Raw genomic sequence first — 25,049 nt, 5'->3', positions numbered from 1 at the left:
CGTTCTGGTTCTTTCCAGGAGGTTCCAGATACAAACGTGTGGACAAATGTATTCTCTAGAACACGAACAGGAGGAAGTGATGAATACACAACCGGAAACAACATTGGAGATTCTAACCGCAATTGGATCAATAGCTACACCGGTTCTGCTGGCGATCTTCACAGCGGTGGGTTGGGCAATAAAAAGACGTATAGATAGCACTAGTGAAACCGAGAATCGGTTGCAGGAAAGGGCTCGTAAACTAGAAGAGGAACTCAGGGAGGATAGACTTGTCGTTTACAATGATATTCTGGAGCCTTTCATCATTATATTTACCAAAGACGAGGGTTTTGTGCATGACAAATCATTTAAAGGTAAAACGAAGGAACAAGTAGTACAAGAGAAAATATTGTCGCCGTTATACCGTAAAGCTGTTTTCAAATTGTCTTTGTTTGCGTCCGATGATGTTGTTAGATCTTATAATCGATTCTTGCAGTTTCTTTATTCGCAGTCAGACGGATCGGCCACCGCCGACAAAGCCGCACAAATGATGAATAATTTTGGTGGACTCCTCTTGGCGATACGTCGAAGTGTAGGTAATGAACTAACCAAACTGGACAACCTTGAGATGTTGGAGTGGCTAGTTACTGATATGGCTTCCATTAGATCGGAAATGAAATGTGGTTGAAGTTTCTGCGGTAGTAAGGATGGGCATTCCGGGTAGTCGATTAGACCGGCCTGTTCCCGACCGGGGCCCTCACCAGTCCGGGCGAGGAGATTGCCACCATCCGGCTCTTCTTTCGGCACGTTCAGAATACAAAAAGTGTAACGGAAGGTGTCATGCGAAGGGTTGCGACCTCATTTTTTCTTGACCCCATTATTCTTTTGACCCCGGTTTTCTCTTGAGGAGATGCGTCGCCTTCTATTAATTCTTTTTTTGCTCCTCAAGTACAATAGATCTGGCCTTCGTTCCTTTAGCTCCCTCTCCTATAGCGAATCGCGCCCGAATTCCTTCTTTTAGGGTGTCCTCGCTGAATGGTCCAAAATCCATAATGTCATTGACGTGAAAGAAGACATCAGGTTGCTCTGGATCGCACTTGATAAACCCAAATCTCTTTTCACTGAAATACTTCAAGATCACACCTCTGGACATTCCAGATAGACTAAGAATCGTGTCCGTGACATCAGCAACCTTACTAATCCATTTTGAGTGATCCAGAGTTCTAGCTTCACATGTTTTGTTTCCCAAATTATGCGAATGGGTCGGCAGATTCTGTGACACGCAGAACCCATAATCGAATTCATACACTGCAGGATGTGACGAATTCTCATGTTCAGAGATATAGAGGATACTATCCTGTTGTGTTTTAGAAAGGAACGGTTTGAGTATTGAACTCGCATCCAGTTCCGCGTAGAATCGGTAAGTCTCTTCCTTTCTACAGGTGTCTAGCAACGGAACCAAATGATTCCGCTCTATTGTACTGTGCCTGTTCAACAGTTCCCTGCCATACTCCTCCAACGCTCTATAAACGGATATCCTGTCAACTTTCGGACTATTTCTTTCCTGTCTAGAAGAGATCATCATTGCTTTTGCAGACAGAGAGAAAAGGCGCCGTACGATACCCCCCGATCCGAAGCACAATTGCTCAAGAGCATTTCCATTACCTTTTACGCATGAGAAAGAGGTTGACTTGCCAACTTTATTATCAACAACATTTGCAATTTCAATGATATCCTCTAACTTTCTTTTGTCTCCGGGATATTGAGAGGCTCGAACATACTTGTTCATTATCGACTCGCACAAACCTAGATACTTCGCAAAGGATTGAAAATCAGTAATAGAATAGTCCAGATTTATCCTGACGCCGTAGCGAGACTCTTGAATGGCATCACTATAATGTCCTGGATACACACATAATTTGTAAAAGATATGATGACTTGTGCGCAATTGATTCAATAGATTCTCATACTGACTTGGAGCATTTCCTTTGGTTACGAAAAAGGATGGATTCAAACTACCTACTTCATCAAATAGCAGAAGAACCCGGTCACAGTATTTCTTCAAATACTTTTCATGAAATTCGTTTATCTCAACTATTGACACACGGGGTTGTGTAACGACTGTTTCAGTATAGGATTTTGAAAGATCTAATATTGCTTGAAGAAATCCTCCCCCCGGAGTGGATGCGCCCAATCTAAACGACTTTTCTGCTTGCTGTGAAACGGAACTGGCAGAAAGCTGCGTATATCGGATGTCTTGTGCAAACAAACCTTGGCGTGTCAATTTGTCCCGCCATTCTCGGAACGCGGAGAACCAACCTGGATTTCGAACATAATGCTCGATCTTTCTCCCCGCATCAATTAAGGATTTGAATACCCTAAGAATGATTGCCTTGTAGATCTCTTCAGGCTCAGAAATGGTAGCTATTTCTGAAAGATTCACTTTGACGGGAATAACAGGTGTGTGACCAACTTGAATCAGATCAACTATTGCTTGCGAGAAGCAGAACGCCTCCACTGCACGCAGACACATCGTTTTTCCACATCCATACTTCCCGCGAATTATATTGTTGACGTTGTAACTAAACGCTCCGAGGCTAGATTCCGGATCGGCAACAAACAGATCTAGAACTGCAGATTCTTCAAGATTCTCTGCACTATAGAAAACAAATGGATTGTCTTTCAGCTTCCAAATACTCTGGAAATGATGAGCTTCAGGGGTCACTATTTCTTGCATTTTTCAATCTCTCCTATGGGTGCATGGGGTTAAAATGGTTGTCAGACACCCGCGGTACACATTTTGTCGAACCCTAAACGCTCTCCGTCCCGTCCTCCTCAGAACTTCTCCCAGATGCTCTTCCACACCACCGCCATGTTCACCATCGCATCATGCATGCACACTCTGTCCACCTCCGCGAGCATCGCCTTTGTGACGTTGCGACTCAACTAGTGCTTCTTTTTTAAAGCACGCATGTTAACAAGGTAGTCTTCCCCATACTGAGTCAGTGTCCAATAAGTAGATTTGTCATCAACAGAATGTTTTTTAATGCTTTTTTCAATTAGTTTCAAAGCGGCCAACTGAATCATAATGGTATGAAAACAGTCATCATAGATTTCTCGATGGGCTGAAGAAATATCGACTTGTTTCTCAGGACTATCAGGTTGGTAGTAAACAATTACTTCTGCGAGTTTTCTCTTTAAATCATGCTCAGAACATTCGCCAATCATTACAGGACCAAGTTCCCAATAAACATTGTCCCAAGTCATTTTAATTACTAGACTCCAAGAACAAATTTCACCACCTCGGTATTCGCTGCAGTTAACCGTGATCTCATATTCATCCTCGCCTTGTTGAAGATGTTCGGTCGCTGCCTTCGTTTTGGAAGAGGACATCTCACGACTATTTTCCAATTGCGCTATTCGTTCACGTAGTGAACTCAGCAGTATCGGATCAGTTGCATACCTGCTGCGAACCCAGCCTTCTGCGGGTTTTCTTTTCATTAATTGAATTAAACTACGTGATACTTTTCCTCCAAGCTCGTCTGGATTTGTGTATCGTTGACACATTTTACTCTCGACTTTATGTATGAACGCATCCAAACGAGGTATCAGAACTGGATTTATCTCGGATTTGTTCAACGGGATGTCTCCCGGTGACGCGTGCACAAAACACAAGCATGGTTTCTTTGCCTCCGCAGCATAATCGTATTCTCGTTCGGTATAGCTAACCCCATGCTCATCTACAGAACCATAGCGACCACCAATAATAAGAATATAGTAATCGCAATCATCAATTACTCGCCTGATGAGTTCCCATTTCTCTTCATCAGAAGCTGGGAACAACTCCATGCCAGATGGTATACAGTCAAGCTCCAGAAGAGCTTGCATCACTTGACGTCGCTCTTCCTGCAAGTCGATGTAGGTTGAGCTTACAAAAACCTGGAACCGCTTTTCCAAAACTCTCACCGCCTCCAAAATGGGATTACCAGTATCCACCAGGGTCCCCTTCCCCTCCCCCGCCTTCCCGTCCTCGCCGCCGAACACCTCCCTGAAAGGAGCCCGCTTCTGCTCGGCCGGCTCGTGCTTGCACCGGCCGACTCCCATAACTGTTTCCGTCGGCGACAAGAACACGCTAGCGCTCCTCGAAGAAACGCACAAGCCGTACAGGTGTGACAGTCTGGCCCGGCCGGGGCCTGCGGGGACCGCGGCTACGAGAGCCGCGGCAACGATGCTCCTTCGCGACAACGCCGCTCGGAGCACGCCCTTCGGGCAGGAAGCGAGCACCACCGCGTCGGGGTCTCCGCGGCCGGACGGCGACCGGATACGAGATCGCGATCGACGAGTAAGCGCTTCGGTTGGAAGCCTCAGAACGCGTACTTGGCGAAGAAGGGATCGCCCTGTCCGGCGCTCGTGAGCGTCGTCTCGTTGACCTCTCCCTCACCGAACGTCACCGCGCTCCACATGCCGCCGGTAACCAGCAGCGTGTCGTCCGCGGCGGCGTGGATCCGCACCCCCCAGTCGTCGCCGAAGCCGCCTTCGTTCATGGCCCAGGCGAGGGTCCCGTCCGCGTTGAAGCGCGCGATCACCACGTCGCCGGAGCCGCTCGAGGTCAGCGTGGTCTCGCCGGTCTCGCCGGGCCCGTAGGTCGTCGTCGACGATACGTAGTCATCGTACACGCCGAACCCGCCGACGTAGAGAAACGATCCGTCCTCGGCCGCATCGAGCCCACGGCACATGTCCGGATCCGGCCCGCCGGCCCTTCTGGCCCAGATCAGGTTTCCGTCGGCGTCGTACTTGGCGATGAAGACGTCGCTCTCGCCGGCCGAAACGAGGGTGGTCTCCCCGCTCTCGCCCAGGCCGAAGGTCGCGCTCACCCAGAAGTCTCCGGTGATCAGGATCGACCCGTCGGCAGCCGGGGCCGCGGCCAGGGCGCGGACCGATTCGGGGCCGATCGCGCTCCTCGCCCATTCGAGCGCGCCGTCCGCGGCGTACTTGGCCAGGAAGGCGCCGTGGTCACCCGAGGTCGCGAGCGTGGTCTCCTCGGCCTCGCCCGCCCCGAACGTGGCCGTTTCCCAGAAGATGCCCGCGACCGCGCAGGAGCCGTCTCCGAAAGCCGCCAATCCGCCCGCCCAATCGTAGTCCGGGCCGCCGCCGCCCTCGACCCAGACGAGCGCTCCCGCCGCGTCGAGCTTGAGCAGCATGACGTCCGACTCGCCGGCCGAGCCCAGCGCGGTCTCGGTCGCCTCGCCGAGACCGAACAGCGCGCCGTCGTGGTAGACCCCGGCCGCGAGGATCGATCCGTCGTCGAGCACCGCCATCCCCTCGACGCGGCCGTCGCCCACGCGCCTGGCCCACTCGAGGGATCCGTCGTCGAGGTATCTGGCCAGGAAGATCTCCTCGCCGTAGGTGATGCCGTCGCTCGTGAGCGTCGTCTCGTCGGTCTCGCCCTCACCGAACACGGCGCTCTCCTCGAACGTGCCCATCGCCAGCACGTCGCCGCCGTCGAGCGCGACCACCGCCGTGCCGTACTCCGAAAACGCCGCGCCGGCCCGTCGGGCCCAGACCAGGGTCCCATCCGCCGCGTACTTGGCCACGAAGACGTCGTCCCAGTTCGGGTCCTCGAGCGAGGTCTCGTTGGCCTCACCCTCGCCGAACACGGCGGTCTGGGCGAAGTAGCCGGTCGTCGCGAAAGAGCCGTCGTCGAAAGCATCGATGGACAGGCAGTGGTCGTCGCCCGCTCCGCCGGCGCGCGTGGCCCATAGCAGCGCCGCCGGGTCGGCGCCCGTATCGGTTTCGGTCCCCGTGTCGGCGTCCGCATCCGTGTCCGCATCCGTATCCGCGTCCGTGGCGGAGTCGGTGTCCGAGTCGCCGTCGGTGTCGACATCGGTATCCGAGTCGCCGTCGGTGTCCGAATCGACATCGGTGTCGGTATCCGCGTCGATGTCGGCATCGGGCGCGGCGGCGCCGTCCTCTGACCCGCTCCTCCAGCAGGACGGCAGCGATGCCAGCGCGTACAGGAGCGCGAGCGCTATCAGGTGCTTCATCGTCTTGCCCCCTCGCCGACCTCTCGTGACGCTACGAAACCACGTTAACGCCGGTCGGCATGAGCCGCAAGGAGATGGGAGTCCGCGGCCGGACGACGACCGGAAGAATACCCCGAAGAAAGTGCTCTGAGTCATTCGGAAGGGTGCTCGGCCGGGCCCACTGTCCCGCCGTAGCCTTGGCGAAGGAGAATCCTGCGCGGGTGTGCTATCACCGTATCGTTCGATTTCGGCGGAGTGAATTCCACAGGCGCGGCGCACGTACTTTGGTAACCAAAGAGGTGTCGAGATGATGAGAGAGCGTTTCATATGTGGCGCGGCGGTCTGCCTCCTCGCGCTCGGCTGCAGCGGGAGCGAGGGCAGGAGCGACGAGGAGAATGTCGGGCCCGAGGGTCCGGCCGGGCCGCAGGGTGAGCAGGGCGAGCAGGGGCCGCAGGGATCGCAGGGCGAGACCGGCGCGACCGGTCCGCAGGGAATCGCCGGACCGCAGGGGGAGACCGGCGCGACCGGTCCGCAAGGGGAGACCGGCGCGACAGGTCCGCAGGGAATCGCCGGGCCGCAGGGGGAGACCGGCGCGACCGGCGCGCAGGGGCCGCAGGGTCCGGCGGGCGTGGACGGTCTGCCTGTCGAGTGGCTCGGCGAGCTCGACGCCCCGCCCCCCTCACCGTCCGTGAACGACGGCTACTACGACACGGTCGCCGGCGCATCGTACGTGTTCGACGGCGTCGACTGGCAGATCATCGCGCAGGACGGCGCCGATGGTTCGCAGGGGCTGCAAGGCGAACAAGGCGTGCAGGGAATCCAGGGACCGCAGGGACCGGCCGGCACCAACGGCACCAACGGCGTCGACGGTGTCGATGGCACCGACGGAGCCGACGGGCCGGCGGGACCGCCCGGACCACAGGGACCATCGGGGCCGCCGGGCTCGGGCGCCCTCGGCGAGATCGACTGGGGCTTCGCGGGATTCACCGTCGCCACCTACACGGGCAACATGGGCGGCAGGCCGGTCGCGCACGCGGCGTGCGCCGCCGAGTTCCCGGGGGCTCATCTCTGTCACGCCGCGGAGTACGTGCTGTCCAACTCCGCGTCGCCGATCCCCGTCGGCGGGGCGTGGATCGATCCCAGCGTGGATCAGGACGACGGCTTCGTCGTGGGTGGCGCCGCCATGTTCGGCCGTTGGAACAGCTACGAAGGCACCTGCGATACCTGGTCTCACGGGGGCACCTCCTATACCGGGCTGATGCTCGGCGCGAGCGGAGAGCTCAGCACCACCTACAGCTGCAACACCGCCCGGCCGCTGGCCTGCTGCAACGGTGCGTCGAGCGCCACCTTCGCCGGCTTCACGGCAGCGATGGCGCCCATGACCGGGCGCCCTTCCATGCACGCGGCCTGCGTCGCCGAGTATCCCGGCTCCCACATGTGCCACGCCGCAGAATACGTCGGGGCGGTGTCGGCCGATCCCATCCCGGCAGGAGGTGCCTGGATCGAGCCCAGCATCACCCTCACCGGAGCGTTCACCGTGGGCGGCGCCCCGGCGTTCGGTCGCTGGGTCAGCTACGAAGGCACCTGTGACAGCTGGGTGCACACCGGCACGAGCTACACCGGTTTGATGCTCTCCGGAACCGGGGAGATGAGCACCACCTACTCCTGCAACGTGGCCCGCCCCATCGCCTGCTGCACGTTCTGAACGCGCGAAGAAGTGCTCCGTTCACCTCACCCCCTCGGTCCCCCTCTCCAGTAAATGGCGAGGGGGAAGCATCCTGATCAGTCAAATCGGCTGCTCACCGCTTGCCGGAGGGGGGGAGGCTCGCGGGCCGCACCTTTCACTCGACGACGACCGGCGTGAAGCAGTCGATCGAAGTCTGGAGCTTGAAGACGCTCACGGGGTAGCAGCGCTCCGCGTGGAACATGTCGATGTTGTAGGTCTCGCCGGGCGTGAGGCCGAGAGTGTCGAGGTCGATCGAGCCGGTTTCCTCGGTGTGGAGCCCGCCGACGTCGACCGCGAGCGTCCCGTCGATGAAGATCCATACATCGTCGTCTCCGGAGAACGTGAACACCTGCCCCGTTTCGTAGACGAACTCCGAATGGATCTCCGAGGTGAAGGAGCCCTGGCCGGGTACGACGACGTAGTCCGTGCTCTCGTACTTGTAGACGCCGGAGCCCGGCGGATCCTCGACGAGCGGGAGCGTGCCGGTCGACGTCGTGTTGACCCCGTCGACGCTGTGGAACCACTGGGCGAACGTCTCCGCCGACGTGATCATCGGGTTGGAGCCGCCGGTGACGGCGGGGATGTCCGGGTTGTACTGGGGCTTGCGGTCGGCATCGAGGGTGTCGAGCACCAGGCCGTAGGTGATCCCCGCACCGGACATGTGACAGCCGAAGTCGGGGTGCTCGTCGGCGAAATCGTGATACGTGACCTCGACCAGGCTCTCGCATTCGTCGGTGTCCGCGCCGCCGTCCGAGTCCGAGTCGGTGTCCGTGTCCGAGTCGACATCGGAATCAGAGTCCGAATCGGAATCGGAATCGCCGTCCGTGTCGGTGTCCGTCCCCGCGCTGCCGGGCGCCTCGCCTCCATCGCACCCGGCGAACATCGCCGCCGCCAAAGCCAGCACCATCCCGCTCCACTTCATGGTCATGTCTGTACCCCCGGTCTGTTGATCATGGATTCTATCACGATGGCGTAGGCGGAAGAACGAGGCGATCGTGCAGGCGCGTGGCAGTTCTCAACCCTTGACCTTCGTGTCGCGAGGCGCGAAGCTTTTCAACTGCTGAACATTCCTCGAACAGGCAACGATAGCCGTGCGTCACGAGAACACAGAAGCATCGCGGGTACGAGACTATGCAGGAAGACACGAACGGCGGGCGGGCTGGGATAGTTGTTGAAGATCCGCGATCTGCTCAGGATGCTTGCAAGTCGCTCGCGCAGAACATCCCCGGCATCGTCTACCGGGTCCACTTGCGCGAGCGAAGCCGGATGGAGTTCCTCAACGACATGCTGGCGGAGCTTACGGGCTACTCTCCGCAGGACCTCGTCCACGGCGAGGTCTGCTCGATCGACCCGCTGATCCACCCGGACGACCGGCCCCGCGTCGTCCGCGCTGTCGGCATCGCGATCGAAAAGAACGAACCGTTCGTTGTGGAGTACCGCTTCAGAACGCGGAAGGGCGACATGCTCCACTTCGAGGAGCGCGGGCGGCCGACGCGCGGGGCGGACGGGAATCCGCTGTTTGTCGAAGGCGTGATCTTCGATGTGACGGAACGCCGGCGAAGGGAGGAGCAGCAGCGCCGGACGGTCGAGGCGCTCAAGCTGAGCGAGGAGAAGTACAGGACGCTGACCGAGTCGCTGCCCGTCGGCGTCTACGAGTTCGACATTCAAGGACGGTTCCTCTACGTCAACAGGACCGCCGCGGAGACTTTCGGATACTCCCTCGAGGAGGCGCTCACCTTGCGCGTCTCGGACCTCATCACGGAGGAGAACCGGGCCGCCTCCATGGCCGACGTCGCCCAGATCATGCAGGGTGCGAGCATCGCCGGACAGCGCACCTTCTTCCGAAAGGACGGGACGAAGTTCATAGGCGAGATCCACTCCGGTCCCATCATCGCCGAAGGACGGATCGTGGGCATTCGGGGCATCCTGTTCGACATCACGATCAAGCGCCGTCTGGAGGAGGAGCTCGCGAGATCGGACAAGCTCGAGTCGATAGGCCTGCTCGCCGGCGGGATCGCCCACGACTTCAACAACATCCTCACCGCTATCCTGGGCAACCTGAGCCTGGCGCAGGACTATGTCTCGGACGATGGCAAGGCGTTTCACCTCATGGGAGAGACGGAAAAAGCGTGCCTTCGGGCCCGCGCGTTGACACGCCAGCTGCTCTCGTTTTCCAAAAGCAAAGAGCCGAGGAAGAAGACCGTTCTGGTCGAACCGCTGCTCCGGGAGGCCGTCGATTTCGCCCTACATGGTGCGAATATCCGGGCGGAGTTCCGGCTGCAGCCCGACCTCTCGCCCATAGAAGCCGACGAGGGACAGATCACACAGGTACTGAACAACCTGGTGATCAACGCCGTTCAGGCGATGCCGCATGGCGGCCTGATACGGATCGAAGCCGCAAACGTCGCCGCCTCGGCGCAGGGCGAGGGTCCGCTCGCGAGTGGCCAGTACGTGAAGCTCCAGATCCACGATCAGGGATCTGGCATTTCCCCCGAGGACCTGCACAGGATTTTCAACCCCTACTTCACCACGAAGAAGACCGGGAGCGGTCTCGGGCTCGCCATCTGCCACTCGATAGTGAAACAGCATGATGGACACATCGAGGCCCTGTCGTCGCCGGGCGAGGGCACGACGTTCAACGTCTACCTGCCGGTCGCGACAAAGAGAGCGACGGTCGACAAACCGCCGGAGAGCCCTCACGTCGCAGGCAACGGCCGCATCCTGGTGATGGACGACGAAGACTGCGTCCGCGAGGTCGCGTGCCGCATCCTGAACGCGCTCGGCTACGAGACGGAGGCGGCGTCCGACGGCGCGGTTGCGATCGACATGTTTGCCCGTGCTCGGGAGTCGGGTCCCGGCTTCGACGCCGTGCTCATGGACCTGACGGTTCCAGGCGGCATGGGTGGTGCGGAAGCCGCGGAGCGGATCAGGGAGCGGTTCCCGGACGCGAAGATCGTCATCACGACCGGCTACCCGATCGATTCCGTTCTCACGGATTGTACCTTGCGCGACAGCGCGGGTTTTCTCGTCAAGCCCTACACCGTCGAGGAGATAAGGGCGGTCATGCAATCCGCGCTCGCCTGACAGGACGTCAGTGCCCCCTACCCCGCCTCCACGATGCGGTACGTCGTCGTGATCGGTGTGGACGCCTTCACCATGGCCCAGACCGGGCACAGCTGATCGTCGGCCTGCGCGATCACCCGCTCGATCGCAGCGGGATCGAGCCCGGCGCCACGGAAGACGAACTCCATCGCGATGGCTGTGAACACGGTCGGATGCTCGTCGCAGCGCTCGGCCCGCACGTTCACGTCGAGCCCCTGCATCGGCTGCTTCATGCGGCCGAGCAGCAGCCCCACTGCGCTGCCCGCGCAGGCGGCGAGGGCGACAAGGATCAGCTCCATGGGCCGGAACCCGGCCGCCTTCTCTCCCGGTGCGAGCGGGTAGTCGGTGGTCAGGGTGTGCTCGCCGTTGGTCGCGGTCACCCGCATCCCACCGGCGTACGTGGCGTGGACGGTCATCTCGGACGGCATGGCTCCACCTCTTGCCCCCGAAGGGGACTCTACCGCCGCGCGCCGAGATGTGCGCCGGGAAAAGGCTCGGGCACGATCGAAACGCAGCATGTTCCGGCGGTTAGGCGGACATGGCTGTGGAAAGAGCGAGCCGGCGATCCTCAGGTGGGTGCTCGCGCGGAGGTAAAAACGGGACTACGGCTACTTGCCGGCGTCCACGCCTCCGTCCTCGGTGCCTCCATCAGGGGCGCCGCTGTCAGCGTCGGTGTCCGTGTCGGTGTCGGTGTCGGTGTCCGTGTCCGTGTCGGTGTCCGTGTCCGTGTCGGTGTCCGTGTCCGTGTCGGTGTCCGTGTCGGTGTCTGAGTCGGTGTCCGTGTCCGTGCCGGAATCCGTAGGCCCGCTGTCGTCATCCCCGCAGCCGAGCGGAGAGACGAGCCAACAAGCAGCGACGATCAAGACGGCCAGAATTGATTTACGCCCCATGTAGATACCTCCCTTGTGAAAGCGTTGTCTGGACGGTCAAGCAATGTCGCGTCCACCCCATTTCCTTCCAGTCGTCGAACAGCGTTTCGCATCCGCGCTCCGCACGGTCGAGAACCTCCACGCCCTCGACAGGCTGCGAGGGGCATGCGTGACGGGCAGCTGTTCGGTGCTCTAGGGAGTATCGCCGATGATCCGGACGTCATCGAGGCGCGCCTTGGCACCCTTCAGCACCGCGAAGATCAGCTTGTCCATGGCCGCGCCGTCGAACGCCGCCCGCTTCACGGCGGAATGGTGAAACGACACTCCTCGCAACGTCGCCTTCTTGAACGAGGCTCCCCTCAGCGAAGCGCTGTCGAAGGCGACCCCTTGCAGCGTCATCGAGTCGAACGAGACGTCGGTGAGATCGGATCGGCCGAAATCGGTGTCGGTGAGGGTCGCTCCGACGAAGGTCGCCCCTTTCATGGCAGCTCCGAGGAATCGCGCCCGCGTGAGATCCGTTGCGTCGAATCGCACACCACGGAGATCAGCGTGGCGGAACTCCGCATCCGTCAACGTGGCACCCGCGAACAATGCGCCTCGCAGCGCGGTGCCCTTGAACGTGGCCCGAGTGAGATCAGACCCCTCGTAGCTCGTCCGACGCGACGCGCTGTTGCTGAAGTCCGCTCCGGTCAGCACGGATCCGCTGAGGTCGGCATCATCGAGGACCAACGTGCTCACCTGCGGGGTCCGAGAGGACGGCGCCGTGGCATCGCCCGCGCTCCGGGGGACATGCTCCATGATCTCCGCGACATCGCCGAAGCCACCGACGGCCGCCTCGTACGCTTCGTCGTCACTCATGCCCTGGGCCTTGAGGTCGGCGAGGCGTTCCCGCATGTCGGCGAGGAGCTCTTCGATGACATCCGCGCGTCCCGGGAAGTCGCCATACGGGGCGAAGGCGGTGCCGAGGAATGAGGCGAGTCGATCGTCCATGGGGATCCCTTTCGTTTCAGAGCAGTCGATCCAGGATCTTCCTGGCCTGCTCCCAGTCCTTCTTTTTGGCGTCGTAGGCGGCACGGCCCTCGGGGGTGATGCGGCAGTACTTGCGGCGCCCGCCTTGGGTCTCGTCCCCCCAGTAGGTCTGGATGGAGCCCTCCTGCTCCAACCGCTTGAGGGACGAGTACATCGTCGCCTCCTTCACCTCGAAGGCTCGCCCGGAACCCTCGAAGACCAGCTTCGTCAGCTCGTATCCGTACTTGTCCCCGCCGAGCAGCAGCTTGAGGAGGATCGTGTCGATGTGACCGCGAAGGAGGTCCGAGGTGTGCCTGCTCCAATCCATATGGGCACTCTAGGGCATGGTACTCTGCCTGTCAAGGTACTATGTGTGCCGCTACTTCCGGCCTCCCTGACTTGACCCACCAAGTTGACGACCTGCAGGCAGCAGTAGAGCTTCCTAGTAGAGCCACGGGGCGTACTCGGGCCGGCTCTTCATGTCCTCGAGGAGCCAGACCATCCGGTCGAGGTACCAGCTCTTGCCCAGGTAGGCCAGCGCGACGCCGAGGGCGGCCATCCACGGGGAGAGGATGACGATGGCCCAGATGCACAGGATCATGCCCGCAGCGGAAACCAGGTTGAGGATGCCCGGCATGAGACGATGATGAGCCGGAACGGGGATCGTCTTGCGGTTCATCCAGACCCGTTCCCCAAGAACGGACTTGGAGGCCCAGTTCCTCGTCGAGCGGGGCTTGGGGAAGAAGACGGGGTTCAAGAACATCCAGGCGAGGAAAAGGACGACCGGCACGGCGCACCACCAGCCGAGCCAGATCCGGGACCAGAAGGAAAGAACGATGAGCGGCAGCACGGAGTAGCGCGTTCCGACGCTCCACGGGTTGGCGTGCCTCATCCAGCTCTCGTCGTCGAGGCGGAAGACCTTAGCGATCTTTTTTTCCATCGTCATGACGCCACCATCTTTCACTCGAAGCATTCTGCCTCGTCGGCCGTGTCGAAGTAGCCGTCGAGGGGAACACGGGGCCGAGCAAAGAGAAACCAGTGGAACCGCGTCGACCTCACGCGCAGGAGTCGCCGGCGATGCAGCAGTGCTCCCAATCGTCGCCGCACTCGTCGGAGGTCTACCGGGCCGAACCGCGGTGTGCGTGGAACCGGCTCAATCGACCTCGCCTTCCCCGTGATCGCCAGCACCCTGTGCCGGAACGACCTCGAGGGAGTACACCGGCCCCTTGTACTTCTTTCCGTCGACCTCGGCCACGAACGGCCCCAGGAGGTACTTTCCCGGCTCGGCCGACATCAACCGGAACGTGCTCGAGAAGCTCCTGGCCCCGTCCGGGAGAGGAACATGGTCGGCTCCTTCGCCGGTGCCGAGGCCGTCCTCAACTATGATAGGCTCGTTCAGCAGCTCGAGGCAATCGAGGGGCGGGTCGAACAGGATCGGGGCGGTGCCGCCGAAGGTCCTGATGAAGATCGTGAGCGAAAACGGTTTCCCCACGAGGATCGGCAACTCGTCCACCGCCACCCCTATGAGCGGCAGCTCGCTCGTCGCCGTCGGGGCGGTCGTCGCGGTAACCTGGCCCGGGCTCGGATGTCCCTCGCCGGGCCCCAGGGCCGGCGTCGGGATCTGGCCTTTCCTTTGCGCCTCCGGGCCGGCTCCGCACGCGACCAGGAACCCGACGAGCGGAAGGGTGACCAGGTGCCTCATTGGCTGCTCCCCATTGCCCGAGTCGAGCGCTCGGGACCATTCTCGAACACGAGGCGCGAGGCGTCCTGTGCACGGCCGTACTCCGCGCGGTTCTCGGCCACCGTGCTGGCCCACCAGTTCCCAGTTAGAGATTCCAAGACATGAAGGGCCGAGATCAAGGTCCGCCACGAACACAACGAACATTGCCCGCGTTAGTATTGCCGCCGCTACTCACGCTGCCGGTGTTGAAGCTCACGAGCCACGAGAATGAAAAATATCCGGTAACGGTCGACGACGACCAGTACCAGCTGCACTCACCCCCCACTGCCGGATCCCAGTAGCAGCCCGAGGGATCGTCATCCGGCCCTTCGAAAACATCGCAATATTCGCAGCCCGAGTCGAGGCACGCTAGGTCGAGGCACCCGGGGTCCGCCACCACGCAGGCGCTGGTGCTCAGATCGCCTGTTTCGGTGCCGTCCACGCAGCCCCGCATGAGCGATATCAGCTCCTGTATGAATGGTAGGCGCCAGTCGTCGAAGCCTCCCGAGGACAGACCGTCGCAGTGGGCCACCGCGTCATCCCATGGGAACGTGCCGTCCGACGGTGGGCTCTGCCAGCATAGCCCGGTCGCAGGGTCGTACCAGTTGCCGCTCGCCGAGCAAACGTCGGCGTCGGCGTCGGTGTCGGTGTCAGTGTCCGAATCGGTATCGATGTCGGTGTCCGTGTCCGTGTCCGCGTCCGTGTCGGTGTCTGTATCCGAATCGGTATCTGTGTCTGTATCCGTGTCAGTGTCCGTGTCGGTGTCAATATCCGTATCCGAATCGGTGTCGGTGTCGGTATCCGTGTCGATATCTGTATCGCTGTCCGAGTCCGAGTCCGAGTCATTGTCGGTGTCCGCATCGGTATCGGAGGACGCGTCGGCGTCACCGTCACCGCCAGCGTTTTCTCCACAAGCCAGCATAAAACAGGCGAGAGCACACGCTGTGAGAAGCGTTTGCATGGTCCGCTTCATACTTCCCCCCTTGTAGAAAGATCACTTCCCTTCAGTGGCCGTGCGCACCGACTTCGTTCACGACCTGCGGCAACTCGGTCCGCCCTACAGGCTCCCCTGTTGCTGCCTCGGAAGCACCAGCGTGGCATTTCGTCACGGCCTTTGCCGCACGAGCACGTCGGCGATCTTGTCGATGTGCAAATCGCGGTAGCTGTCCGCGAACTCCCCGTGCACCGAGCTCCGGCAGCATTGGTTCTTCCAACCGACCAGTGCGTCGATCAAGGCCAGCCCGCACGACCGCGAGACCTCGGATTTTCTCAGTCTCCTCCTCTGTGAGGGTAGTCGATCCTCGGTCCCCGTCTGGCATGTCCGACTCCAGGAGAAGAGCCCCGCTATGTTCTGTCGGCCGTCGCTCGCATCTTAGGTCGCCCGCATGAGGGTAGGACGATCCGTTCTATCTCGCAATCCGTGTTAGAGATTCGCGCCAGAGCATGGATCGTTGTCATACGAACCCGTGTCAGCGACCACGTCTCTCTTGGGCGCGGAGAAGGAGACGGGCGGACGACTCCTCAGAAGGACAGGATCGAGCTGGGGAACGCGACTCTCGACCGGGGGCGGCGCACGCTCTGGCTGGACGGCGAGGAGATCCGTCTCTCGACCGTTGAGTTCGCCGCGCTCGCGCTGCTGGCCGTTGAGCCGGGACGCCCGGTGACCCGTGACGAGCTCTCCCTGTGCCTCTACGGGCACGAGTGGAACGGCCGTGATCGGGGGATCGACGTCTGCATCGGGCGGCTTCGCAGGAAGCTGCGCGAGAGGATCGGGGCGCGCCTGCAGCTCAGGTCCGCGCGCGGGATCGGCTACTACCTGATCGACCTCCCCTGAGCGTTACAAATCGTTACAGGAAACCTTCGGCGCGCGGTCATACCGCCGCGCGTGGGGCGCCACTCTCCGTCGAGACTGCGGCAGGGCGCTTCCCGAGCTGAAGACAGGGAAGGAGCCGCAGGCCATGAGGTGACGGGATGTGGAGGATCGTCCGCGCGGCGGCGGCAGCCGTCCTCGTCTTCGCCGGGTGCGAGTCGTACCCGACCGAGGTGACGTTCAAGCTCTACGGCCAGGGCGCCAGCTTTTCCGGGATCTACGCGATCGACGACGGCGACGGTGTCGACTTCCTCGGCGAGGAGTCCAGCACCGACGTGTACCTGTTCTCGGAGACCGTCGAGATCGAGGACGCCATCACCATCGACGTGTTCCCGGATGCGACGGCCGATACCGACGACGACGACGAGACCGACATGACCGATCTCACCTGCAAGGTGTTCGATTCGGACGACGAGCTCCTCTACGAGAAGGCGTACTCGATCACCTCGACCCACATGAAGACTTTCGTCTTCAGTCTCGACGGCACGACCACCGACGACGCGGACGTCGACACGGACTAGATCCGGACTTTCCACAGAAGGAGGCTGGAATGAGGAACCGCATTCGCATCATCTCGATGGCCCTGCTCTGCTGTGCGCTCGGAGCGTGCAGCTCCGCCAGCGAACCCGCTGGCACCGCGGCCGCGCCGGGCGACATGCCCGAGGGCGTCGCACCGCCGCCCGGTCAACCTCCCGCCGAGGCGTTCGCGGCATGCGACGGCAAGGGCGCCGGGGACGCGTGCGAGGTGCCGCTCGGGGAGGGCAAGTTGACGGGCGAGTGCGCCGCGCTGCCGGGCGACGCGGGGGGAGAGAAGCTCTCGTGTCGCGTTCAAGGGCCTCCGCCGGGGCGTCCACCGGGAGGAGACGCGATGATGCCGCCGCCGGGTGGTCCAGGGGGAGGTCGGCCGCCCGAGGAGGCGCTTGCCGCGTGCGACGGGAAGAAGACCGGCGACGCCTGCTCGATGAAGATCGGCGACCGTGCGACAGAGGGCACCTGCTCGGCTCCGCCCGAGGGAGCAGAGGGCGGACGCCTCTCCTGCCGCCCGGTTGCCCCGGAGGGATCGGACGGGAAACCGCCGATCGGGGACCGGCCGGCCCCCGCGGCGGCGCCGAAGGGCGCACCAGCGCAGTAACCCACACGTGAAGGAGAAGCCCGACATGGAAACAGCAACCAAGAACCGCCTGCTCGGAGCAACCATCGGTTGCCTGATGCTCCTGGCCCCGTTCGTCGCCGCGGCGCAGGGTGGACCGCCGCCACCGAGACGGATCCCGACGATCGAGGACGAGGTGTTCGTCAGGCTGCATCTGGCGAAGGACCAGAAGGCACAGGTACAGAAGCTGCTCATCGAGCTGGAGCGCGACATGAAACCGCTCTTCGGTGAACAGCGGAAACTCGAAGACGCGTTCGAGCGGGAGTGGATCTCTCCTGATCCGGATACGGGAGATCTCAAACGGCTGCACCGGAAGCTCGTCAAGGTAGCCGACCGGATCGAGGCGCGTGGATTCGAATTCCAGCTCGCGCTCCTGGATATCCTGGGCGAGAGCCAGCGACACGACTTCATGACGGCGATGAAGTGCCAGCGCGATCCGACGAAGCATCCCGGGAGATGTGACGGTCCGGGGTCCAAGACGGATCCCAAGCCGCCGACCGGCGGTCCGAACCCTCCAGGAGGCCCGACCCCGCCGCCCGGAAACGGTCCTGGGGATCACGCACCACCACCACCTGCTCCATAGACCGCGCGCCGTTTCGACAAGATTCTCCGGTCAGGCAACGAGCACAGCGTCGCCGTGGTCCCACTTCATCACGGCTTTTGCCGCACGAGCACGTCGGCGATCTTGTCGACGTGCAAATCGCGGTAGCTGTCCGCGAACTCCCCGAGCACCGAGCTCCGGCAGCATTGGTTCTTCCAACCGACCAGTGCGTCGATCAAGGCCAGCCCGCACGACCGCGAGACCTCGGATTCTCTCAGGCTCCTCCTCTGCGAGGCGTTCGGTCGATAACCCGTCTCCTCGTACCCGAGGAAATAGAGGGCCGCCGAGGAGACCTTCGCGGTCAGCTAGTCGTGCTCGATCACCAGCTCCTCCGCCGCGCGCGGGTGCCTCTCGCAGAGGAGCAGCGCTCCGAGCGCGGCAGGGGTCTCCTGGACGACGAACGCGAGAAAATCGACATAGGCCTCAACGAAGGTGGGGAGGTGAAACCCGTGCCCCGCCCGATCGCGATAGCGCTGCTCGTTCTCGCGCGCTGCCGCGAGCATCCCGTCGGGCGGCATCGCGAGGAACGGCGTGACGCCGAGCGACATCATGAACGGGTAGGACATGCGGCCGGTGTCGCCGATCTGGATCGCTCGAAGATCGTCGCGCGAGACCGCGATACCGAATCCGACACTCCCACCGGTCTTCCATGGGAACAGGTACAGCACATCCTTGGACACGAACGACAAGAGCCGGGCCTCCGCCGGTTGACGGATCGGCTCGTCGGCAGAAGGTGGATCGCGCATATAGAAAACGGAGTCGCCGTTGGAAGTGGCGCACATCTTCAGCTCGAGCGCCCTGACGGACTCGAGGATGCCGTCGATCTCAGGCGGGCCGGCCCCCGGCTCGGTGCACTCGGGGTGCAGGATCGCCTGGGTTCCGACCATCACCTTCTTGATCGCGCCCGCGACGGCGAACCGAGCGGTCTCGATCTCGGCCAGGATCTCGGTGAACGGCGTTGCCGACACGCTGGCCGGCGTGATCCCGTGGCAGCTCGGCTCGTCCAGCTGCAGGAGGCTTCGAGACGAAGAGCGAGCGCGGCGCTCTGAGGTGCGGAGCGAAGTCCGGCGGGGCGTCTCGTCCGTCTTGCCCAGACGGGAGTACAGATTCTCGTCGCTGGAGCTGATACCGTTGTCCGAGCCCATGCCCCCCCCAAGTGCCACCGAGTCTGCTCCGGAGGTGGGGACGCCGCAACCTTTTCGCTAGAAAAAACGAATCAATTCGAGCATATAAACACGAACGACCGACCTCGCGAAACACGGGGTAAGCGATCGTGAAATCGGTGTGCGTGTATTCACAGATACGATTTCTTCCCTCTTTTCCATGAATGAGACTGTACTGGAGGAATGTGGCCCGGACGTGATGTCGGGGACACGGACCTGAGGGATCATGCTCTTGGACTCCAGGACGAAAGGCACGTGGACGCGCATCTTTGGGCTCGCGCTGTGCGCTGTCTTGGCCGGCTGCGGCATGAAGACCATGCCGTGGTTGGACGACGCTGTCGATGGCGGCGACACCGACACGACCACCGATACGGGGCCGTCGTCGTTGGACCTCCTCCTGGTCATCGACGACTCCCAGTCGATGAACCAGGAGCAGGCGGAGCTCGCTACCGATCTGTTCGCGTTCGTCGGGTCGCTCGCGAACCCACTGCCGACCTCGTCTTACGATGCGATCGACGACATCCGCGTCGCGGTGGTGACCTCCAACCTGGGGTTCTCGTCGAACGGCGTGAACAACGACGCCTCGTGGCCCTGGACGGTTCCTCCCGAATGCCAGGCGTTCGGAGACTACGGTCGGTTCCAGACAATCGAAGTTTCCAGCATCGCGCTCGCCAACGACAGCGTCGAGTGCGACGAGACCGCCGCGCAGTGCCCTCCGGGGTGGACTTGCCAGGGCCTCGGCGGCGGCGGGGTCGGCGTGTGCCACACGAACGGCAGCACGACAATCGGCTGCCCGAGCCAGACCGCACCGTGGATGGAGAGCACTCCCGACGATCCGGATCCGAACCTCGCGGCGCGCGCAGCGTGTCTGTCGATGCAGGGAACGGGCGGCTGTGGGTTCGAGCAGCAGCTCGCATCGGCGGTGGTCGCGTTGGGGCGGGACGACCAGGACGACTTTCTGCGCGACGAATCCATGCTCGCGCTGGTCGTCGTGAGCGACGAAGAGGACTGCTCCATGGAGGACGGCGCCGCGCTGTTCGCGGAAAGCGAGATCCAGGAGTACGACGGGCTCAAGGTGAACCTCGCGTGCGGCGCGCATCCGGAACACCTCTTCTCTCTGGCGCATCTCCACGAGGAGATCTTGTCGTTCAAGGAGCCGGATGAGGTCTTCTTCGCGGCGATCGTCGGCGTGCCGTTCGGCGGACAGGACGGCGCCTCGGCATGTCAGGGATTCGGCGACGAGCTCGACGGCTGCCTCGAACAGGACGAAATGCAGCTCCATGCCGAAGAGCTCGGCGGCGATGTCTGGTACTACCGCCCCGCATGCGCGCGTTCGGTCGGGGAGGTCGAGGTTACGAGAGCTTCCCCGGGGCGTCGCTACGTCGAGCTCGCAAACGAGCGCTTCGGCGAAATGAGCTACGTCTGTTCGATCTGCGACGAGGACTGGTCGCCCGCGTTCGAAACGATCAGCGCGAAGATCGCAGAAATGGTTCGATAGGCCCACTCCGCCACGTGCCCGCGAGACCCGTCAGCCGTCCCCGGGACGCCCGCGGTCCGAGGTCACGTCGGCCGCCTCACGCTTGAGCATCGCGATGCGCCTGCGCGTGGCCGCCGTTCCGACGGCGTCGACCAGTACCTTGGCGTCGATGGGCTTGACGAGGAACTGCAGGGCGCCGAACTCGACCGCCTCGACCGCGGCCGTCACGGTCGGATACCCCGTGATCAGGATCACCGGCACGTCGAGATCGCGATGCCGCAACTCGCGCAGGAGTTGGATGCCGTCCATTTCAGGCATGGCGATGTCGGACAGAATAACGTCATATGCTCGAGTGGCGAGCGCTTCGATTGCCTGTTCGCCATCTCCGGCTTGCTTCACCGAAAATCCCCTGTCCTCGAGCATCCGAGCATAGGCATGCCGAAGCGCCGTCTCGTCCTCTACAATGAGGACGCGGCCCTTGGGTGCGTTTTCCATTCCCTCTCCTCTCACGTTTCGTCGAGCACTTCCCGCACCTTGCGGGCCAGAGCGGCCGCGTTGAACGGCTTGCCGATGAAACGGGTGCCTGGGGCAAGCAGGCCGTGGTGAACGATGGTGTCGTCCGTGTAGCCCGAGGTGAAGAGAACCCGGAGCCCAGGGGAGATCGTCGCTAATCGCGCAAACAGCTCTCGCCCGCCCATCTGTGGCATCACCACGTCGGTCAGGAGGAGGTCGATCGCGTCCCCGTGCTTCTCGCACAACAGCAAGGCTTCGCCTCCGTTCGACGCGGCGAGCACCCTGTACCCTGCTGCCCGCAAGATGCGCTCCGTCAGCCTGCGCACCGCGTCCTCGTCCTCGACGACGAGCACCGTCTCGCTTCCCCTGGGCGCCTCGGACACCGGTTTAGGTGCCGCCTCGACCACGGGAGCGCTCACGCGCGGCAGGTAGACCTTGAAGGCCGTGCCCTGTCCAGGCTCGCTGTAGACGCAGGTGTTGCCGCCGCTCTGCTTGACGATGCCGTAGGCGGTGGAGAGGCCGATCCCCGTGCCCTTGCCCCTCTCCTTCGTCGTGAAGAACGGCTCGAAGATGCGGCTCTGCGTCTCGGCGTCCATGCCGCACCCCGTGTCGGACACCGACAACAGGACGTACCGCCCGGGTACGACGGCGACGTGGCGCGCCGCGTAGCTCTCGTCCAGCTCGACGTTGGCGGTCTCGATGGTCAACTTGCCGCCTTCGGGCATGGCGTCGCGCGAGTTGACCGCCAGGTTCATGATGACCTGCTCGATCTGACCGCGATCCGCGGTGACGTTGCCGAGATCCTCTGCGAGGTGTGTCACGACATCGACATCCTCGCCGAGAAGCCGCGAGAGCATGCTCTCGATGTCGGTGACCACGTCGTTGAGGCTCAGCACCTCGGGCGCCAGCATCTGTTTGCGGCCGAAAGCCAGGAGCTGCCTCGTCAACGCCGCAGCCCGTTGCCCCGCCTTGTGGATCTCCACGAGATCCGATCTCACGGGGTCGGACTCGCGCAGCTGGTCGATCGCGAACTCGGCGTAGCTGATGATGACGCTGAGCAGGTTGTTGAAGTCGTGCGCCACGCCGCCCGCGAGGCGGCCGATTGCCTCCATCTTCTGGGCGCCCAAGAGTTGCGCCTCGAGTTCGGAATGCCTCGCCTCCGCGTGCTTGCGCGCCGTGATGTCGCGGACGTTGCACTGGATCACGCTCTCGTCATCGGCGCGGTAGATGTTGCTGATGAAATCGACGGCGATCTTCCGTCCGTCGCGGGCCCTCAGCGGAAGATCCTCAAAGCGAACGTGCTCCTCGGTCTGCAGTCGGGAGAACGAGCCCATGGAGGCGGCAACGTCCTTGAATGGGCCGGTCTCCCAAAGGTGCTTGCCGAGGAACTCCTCGTGCGAATAGCCCGTCAACTCCATCAGGAAAGGATTGACGTCAACGATCCTTCCACTATCCGCATCAAGTATCAGAATACCGTCCTTGGCGGCTTCGAACAGGCGGCGGTATCGGCCTTCCGAAGCGTACAACCCGGCATCGGGCGGTACGCGGCCGGCCCCGTGGAGCGGCTCGGGGATTTTGGTGCTCTCGCTCATCGCATTCGCTTCACCAGATTCATGGAACTAGCCTGTGCTCAGGTGTCAAGAGGTACACCTGTGACAATCCAGCAACGGCGCGGGTTTCCGCGCGGTCGATTTTCAGTTTTCTTTATTGAGGAGCTTGCGGATCGTAAGCGCGAGGACGAGGCGGCAGATATCACGCGCAGCTCACTTCCCGTCGATCTCGTTTTGCAGCACTTGACTCGGCATCACCTCCGAAAAAAGTTAACAACCCAACCCCCCGTAATCGTTGAATTGTCACACCTGTACGGCTTGACGGGTCGGCGCAGAGCAGCCCCAGAATGGTCGTGCGCACGACCATGGGCGCGATTGGTCCGCGGAGGAGATGCGATGTCGGAACCAAACGAGAGCCGCGCAGCCAGCGTATGCCAAAGCTGCGGCGGGGTGATGACGAACTTCTACGAGCACGGGACGGACCGATCCGGACAACGCGTCGCGGAGTACTGCCGGGCGTGCTTCCGAGACGGCGTGTTCACGGAGCCGGACGTCACGATCTCCCAGATGGCACAACGGCGCACTTCCCCGCCTAAGGCGCCGTACGATCCGGTGCGCGAAGATGCTTACGCCCAAGTGCTCATTTCGCTCGCCGGGCTCGACAGGTGGAAGATGCCCGACCGTAAAGTGGACTCGAATGCGATCACCAGACCTCATGCCCAACTGTGCATCGACGGATCTGATCAATGACGTCGCGCGATAAGACGATTCTTCTCGTCGATGATGAGGAGGAGTTCCTCCTCAACACCTGGCACGCGTTCGATCTCGCCGGGTTCCAGGAGGTGTTCATCGCCACCGAGGTGGACAAGGCGGAGAAGCTCGTCGCGGAGCATCGCCCGAAGATGGTGCTCATCGACCTGAACCTCGGCGCCGCCCAGAAGAGCGGCTTCTCCCTCATCACGAAGATTGCGAAGGAGCACGGGCCGGCCCTCCCGGTGGTGCTCTCCGGCGACAGGTCGCAGCCGCAGCAGTTCCGCGCGGCGCGATGTGGCGCAATCGACTATCTCGTCAAGGGCCCGAGCCTCGACGTCCCGCGGGAAGCCGGCCGGATCTTCGACGGCGAGCGAGGCGCGATCCCGGGGCGACCGGCGCCCCGCATCGATTCCGATCTCAACTACCTTCGATTCCTCGGGCTCACCGCGCAGGAAGTATCGGCGGTGGTGGAGCTCGTTCGACGCGACGACACGCAGGCGCAGATCACGAAAGCGCTCGCCCGGATCTGCGTGAAGCTCGGAGTGGAGAATGTCCCCCACCTCATCCGCGCGCTCGAGGTCTGCGAGATCTACCGGGAGGAGCGCAGGCTCGGCCTCGGGATCCCCTCCCGATAGGCTTCGCAGATTGCCAGAGACCGGACGAGCTGTTGCGCGCTTTCGACGCCGAGCATGCGCGTATCGATTTTCAGCTCTCGGCGCCGAACAGCTCGCAGACGGTGAGCGTGCGGATGAGCTGGTGCAAATCCGTGATGTGGAGCTTGTCGTAGATCCTGGAAAAAGTCTTGCGTGTCTGCACCGGCTGTTGTTCGAGGCGCATCGAGAGCTCGCTCAGGCTGGGGAAGCCTTTCGTAAACTCCATGAGCAGCGCGATCTCCTTGGCCGTGAGACCGAAGGAGCGGAGGTATCCGAGGTCGGAGATCATCTCGGGGAGCACCCGCCCTCGCGTAGCGCCTCGATCGCCGTCGAGGATCCGCGCGACCTCTCCCGGGACGTCGACGTAGGGACCCTTCACCAGGAAATCCACCGCGCCCGCGCGCGCAGCGCGGAAGAACTGCTCGAACGTGCGGTCGCCGGACAGCACGACCGGGATCGGGCCGCCCTGCAGCTTGAGGAGCTGCTGGATGAGCGCGATGCCGCTCCGCTCCTTCTTACCGAGATCGAGATCCACGAGCGCGAGGACCGGGGCGTACGCCTCCACGAGCCGAAGGGAGGTCTCGATGTCGACCGCCATGAGGACGTCCGAGAAGCCGGAAGCCGTCATCGTCTTGCGTACACCTTCAAGGAAATCGATCTCGTCGTCGACGACCAGGATCGTCTCGTTTCTCTCCGAAGGCGGCTCTGGTTCGTGCATTTTCGTCGGCATCGGTGCCTCTCCTATCGGGTAACTCTATGGAAAAAAAAGGCTTCGGCCAAGGGGTACACCTGTGACATCTGCTGCGAGACAGCAACGGCGCGGCTTGGAGCTGCCTCGAAAGTCAATTTCCCTGAATTTTTCTCACCGGGCTTGATCGGGATCTCGCCCGAG

Annotated in this window: 24 protein-coding genes and 1 pseudogene; 10 read left to right on the top strand and 15 right to left on the bottom strand. The window is 61.8% G+C overall.

Annotation, left to right across the window (positions count from 1 at the left end):
• The first annotated feature begins 79 nt into the window (after positions 1-79).
• Positions 80-667: a hypothetical protein gene (locus M0R80_10600; GenBank protein MCK9460077.1), complete on the top strand. Its 588-nt coding sequence runs from the start codon at positions 80-82 to the stop codon at positions 665-667.
• A 237-nt stretch (positions 668-904) separates the two neighbouring features.
• Here M0R80_10600 and M0R80_10595 read toward each other — a convergent pair whose 3' ends face one another.
• The 3 genes from M0R80_10595 to M0R80_10585 form a co-directional block, all read right to left on the bottom strand.
• On the bottom strand, positions 905-2,716 hold the full coding sequence (locus M0R80_10595) for a cold shock domain-containing protein (protein ID MCK9460076.1): 1,812 nt from the start codon (positions 2,714-2,716) through the stop codon (positions 905-907).
• A gap of 209 nt (positions 2,717-2,925) precedes the next feature.
• Positions 2,926-3,975: a DUF4062 domain-containing protein gene (locus tag M0R80_10590; GenBank protein ID MCK9460075.1), complete on the bottom strand. Its 1,050-nt coding sequence runs from the start codon at positions 3,973-3,975 to the stop codon at positions 2,926-2,928.
• A gap of 368 nt (positions 3,976-4,343) precedes the next feature.
• On the bottom strand, positions 4,344-6,023 hold the full coding sequence (locus tag M0R80_10585) for a hypothetical protein (GenBank protein MCK9460074.1): 1,680 nt from the start codon (positions 6,021-6,023) through the stop codon (positions 4,344-4,346).
• Between the two features lie 424 nt (positions 6,024-6,447).
• Between M0R80_10585 and M0R80_10580 the strand changes: the two are divergent.
• Positions 6,448-6,630: pseudogene (locus M0R80_10580) on the top strand (collagen-like protein).
• Positions 6,631-7,843: 1,213 nt separating this feature from the next.
• On the opposite strand, the gene M0R80_10575 reads toward M0R80_10580, so the two are convergent.
• Positions 7,844-8,656, bottom strand: coding sequence for a fibro-slime domain-containing protein (locus M0R80_10575; GenBank protein MCK9460073.1), 813 nt, complete (start codon positions 8,654-8,656; stop codon positions 7,844-7,846).
• Between the two features lie 203 nt (positions 8,657-8,859).
• Between M0R80_10575 and M0R80_10570 the strand changes: the two genes are divergently transcribed.
• Positions 8,860-10,812 (top strand): PAS domain S-box protein, encoded by a 1,953-nt coding sequence (locus tag M0R80_10570; GenBank protein ID MCK9460072.1) that lies wholly within the window; start codon positions 8,860-8,862, stop codon positions 10,810-10,812.
• Positions 10,813-10,829: 17 nt separating this feature from the next.
• On the opposite strand, the gene M0R80_10565 is transcribed toward M0R80_10570, so the two are convergent.
• The 7 genes from M0R80_10565 to M0R80_10535 form a co-directional block, all read right to left on the bottom strand.
• Positions 10,830-11,258 (bottom strand): OsmC family protein, encoded by a 429-nt coding sequence (locus tag M0R80_10565; protein MCK9460071.1) that lies wholly within the window; start codon positions 11,256-11,258, stop codon positions 10,830-10,832.
• A 180-nt stretch (positions 11,259-11,438) separates the two neighbouring features.
• Positions 11,439-11,720 carry a hypothetical protein gene (locus M0R80_10560; protein MCK9460070.1) on the bottom strand — a complete coding sequence of 94 codons (282 nt, stop codon included), beginning with the start codon at positions 11,718-11,720 and terminating at the stop codon, positions 11,439-11,441.
• Between the two features lie 171 nt (positions 11,721-11,891).
• Positions 11,892-12,689, bottom strand: coding sequence for a pentapeptide repeat-containing protein (locus tag M0R80_10555; protein ID MCK9460069.1), 798 nt, complete (start codon positions 12,687-12,689; stop codon positions 11,892-11,894).
• A 16-nt stretch (positions 12,690-12,705) separates the two neighbouring features.
• Positions 12,706-13,035 (bottom strand): PadR family transcriptional regulator, encoded by a 330-nt coding sequence (locus tag M0R80_10550; GenBank protein ID MCK9460068.1) that lies wholly within the window; start codon positions 13,033-13,035, stop codon positions 12,706-12,708.
• Positions 13,036-13,149: 114 nt separating this feature from the next.
• Complete coding sequence (locus M0R80_10545; GenBank protein MCK9460067.1) at positions 13,150-13,653, bottom strand: hypothetical protein; 504 nt, start codon at positions 13,651-13,653, stop codon at positions 13,150-13,152.
• Positions 13,654-13,860: 207 nt separating this feature from the next.
• Positions 13,861-14,409 (bottom strand): BatD family protein, encoded by a 549-nt coding sequence (locus M0R80_10540; GenBank protein MCK9460066.1) that lies wholly within the window; start codon positions 14,407-14,409, stop codon positions 13,861-13,863.
• Positions 14,410-14,563: 154 nt separating this feature from the next.
• Positions 14,564-15,349 (bottom strand): DUF1566 domain-containing protein, encoded by a 786-nt coding sequence (locus M0R80_10535; protein MCK9460065.1) that lies wholly within the window; start codon positions 15,347-15,349, stop codon positions 14,564-14,566.
• Between the two features lie 498 nt (positions 15,350-15,847).
• Between M0R80_10535 and M0R80_10530 the strand changes: the two genes are divergently transcribed.
• The 4 genes from M0R80_10530 (at position 15,848) to M0R80_10515 (ending at position 18,030) form a co-directional block, all read left to right on the top strand.
• Positions 15,848-16,261, top strand: a complete 414-nt coding sequence (locus M0R80_10530) for a winged helix-turn-helix domain-containing protein (GenBank protein ID MCK9460064.1) — start codon at positions 15,848-15,850, stop codon at positions 16,259-16,261.
• Between the two features lie 137 nt (positions 16,262-16,398).
• Entirely contained in the window at positions 16,399-16,818 is a 420-nt protein-coding gene (locus tag M0R80_10525; GenBank protein MCK9460063.1) for a hypothetical protein, read from the top strand.
• 29 nt (positions 16,819-16,847) lie between these two features.
• On the top strand, positions 16,848-17,429 hold the full coding sequence (locus tag M0R80_10520; protein ID MCK9460062.1) for a hypothetical protein: 582 nt from the start codon (positions 16,848-16,850) through the stop codon (positions 17,427-17,429).
• Positions 17,430-17,454: 25 nt separating this feature from the next.
• Positions 17,455-18,030, top strand: coding sequence for a hypothetical protein (locus tag M0R80_10515; GenBank protein ID MCK9460061.1), 576 nt, complete (start codon positions 17,455-17,457; stop codon positions 18,028-18,030).
• A 323-nt stretch (positions 18,031-18,353) separates the two neighbouring features.
• On the opposite strand, the gene M0R80_10510 is transcribed toward M0R80_10515, so the two are convergent.
• The gene (locus M0R80_10510; protein ID MCK9460060.1) at positions 18,354-19,211 is read right to left on the bottom strand and encodes a hypothetical protein; all 858 of its coding nucleotides are present in this window, start codon (positions 19,209-19,211) and stop codon (positions 18,354-18,356) included.
• Positions 19,212-19,437: 226 nt separating this feature from the next.
• Here M0R80_10510 and M0R80_10505 point away from each other — a divergent pair, with 226 nt between their 5' ends.
• Positions 19,438-20,709, top strand: coding sequence for a hypothetical protein (locus M0R80_10505; protein MCK9460059.1), 1,272 nt, complete (start codon positions 19,438-19,440; stop codon positions 20,707-20,709).
• 30 nt (positions 20,710-20,739) lie between these two features.
• Here the strand turns inward: M0R80_10505 and M0R80_10500 are convergent, their stop codons facing one another.
• Entirely contained in the window at positions 20,740-21,183 is a 444-nt protein-coding gene (locus tag M0R80_10500; GenBank protein ID MCK9460058.1) for a response regulator, read from the bottom strand.
• 11 nt (positions 21,184-21,194) lie between these two features.
• Positions 21,195-22,727, bottom strand: coding sequence for a response regulator (locus M0R80_10495; protein MCK9460057.1), 1,533 nt, complete (start codon positions 22,725-22,727; stop codon positions 21,195-21,197).
• Positions 22,728-23,147: 420 nt separating this feature from the next.
• Between M0R80_10495 and M0R80_10490 the strand changes: the two genes are divergently transcribed.
• The gene (locus M0R80_10490) at positions 23,148-23,501 is read left to right on the top strand and encodes a zinc ribbon domain-containing protein (protein ID MCK9460056.1); all 354 of its coding nucleotides are present in this window, start codon (positions 23,148-23,150) and stop codon (positions 23,499-23,501) included.
• Complete coding sequence (locus tag M0R80_10485; protein MCK9460055.1) at positions 23,498-24,139, top strand: response regulator; 642 nt, start codon at positions 23,498-23,500, stop codon at positions 24,137-24,139. Before M0R80_10490 ends, M0R80_10485 begins: the two co-directional genes overlap by 4 nt.
• 70 nt (positions 24,140-24,209) lie before the next feature.
• On the opposite strand, the gene M0R80_10480 is transcribed toward M0R80_10485, so the two are convergent.
• On the bottom strand, positions 24,210-24,887 hold the full coding sequence (locus M0R80_10480) for a response regulator (GenBank protein MCK9460054.1): 678 nt from the start codon (positions 24,885-24,887) through the stop codon (positions 24,210-24,212).
• Positions 24,888-25,049: the final 162 nt, after the last annotated feature.

This window comes from Pseudomonadota bacterium, from assembly GCA_023229365.1.
In the GTDB taxonomy this organism is placed as follows: Bacteria; Myxococcota_A; Polyangia; order JAAYKL01; family JAAYKL01; genus JALNZK01.
This window is presented reverse-complemented; position numbering and strand designations above follow the sequence as displayed.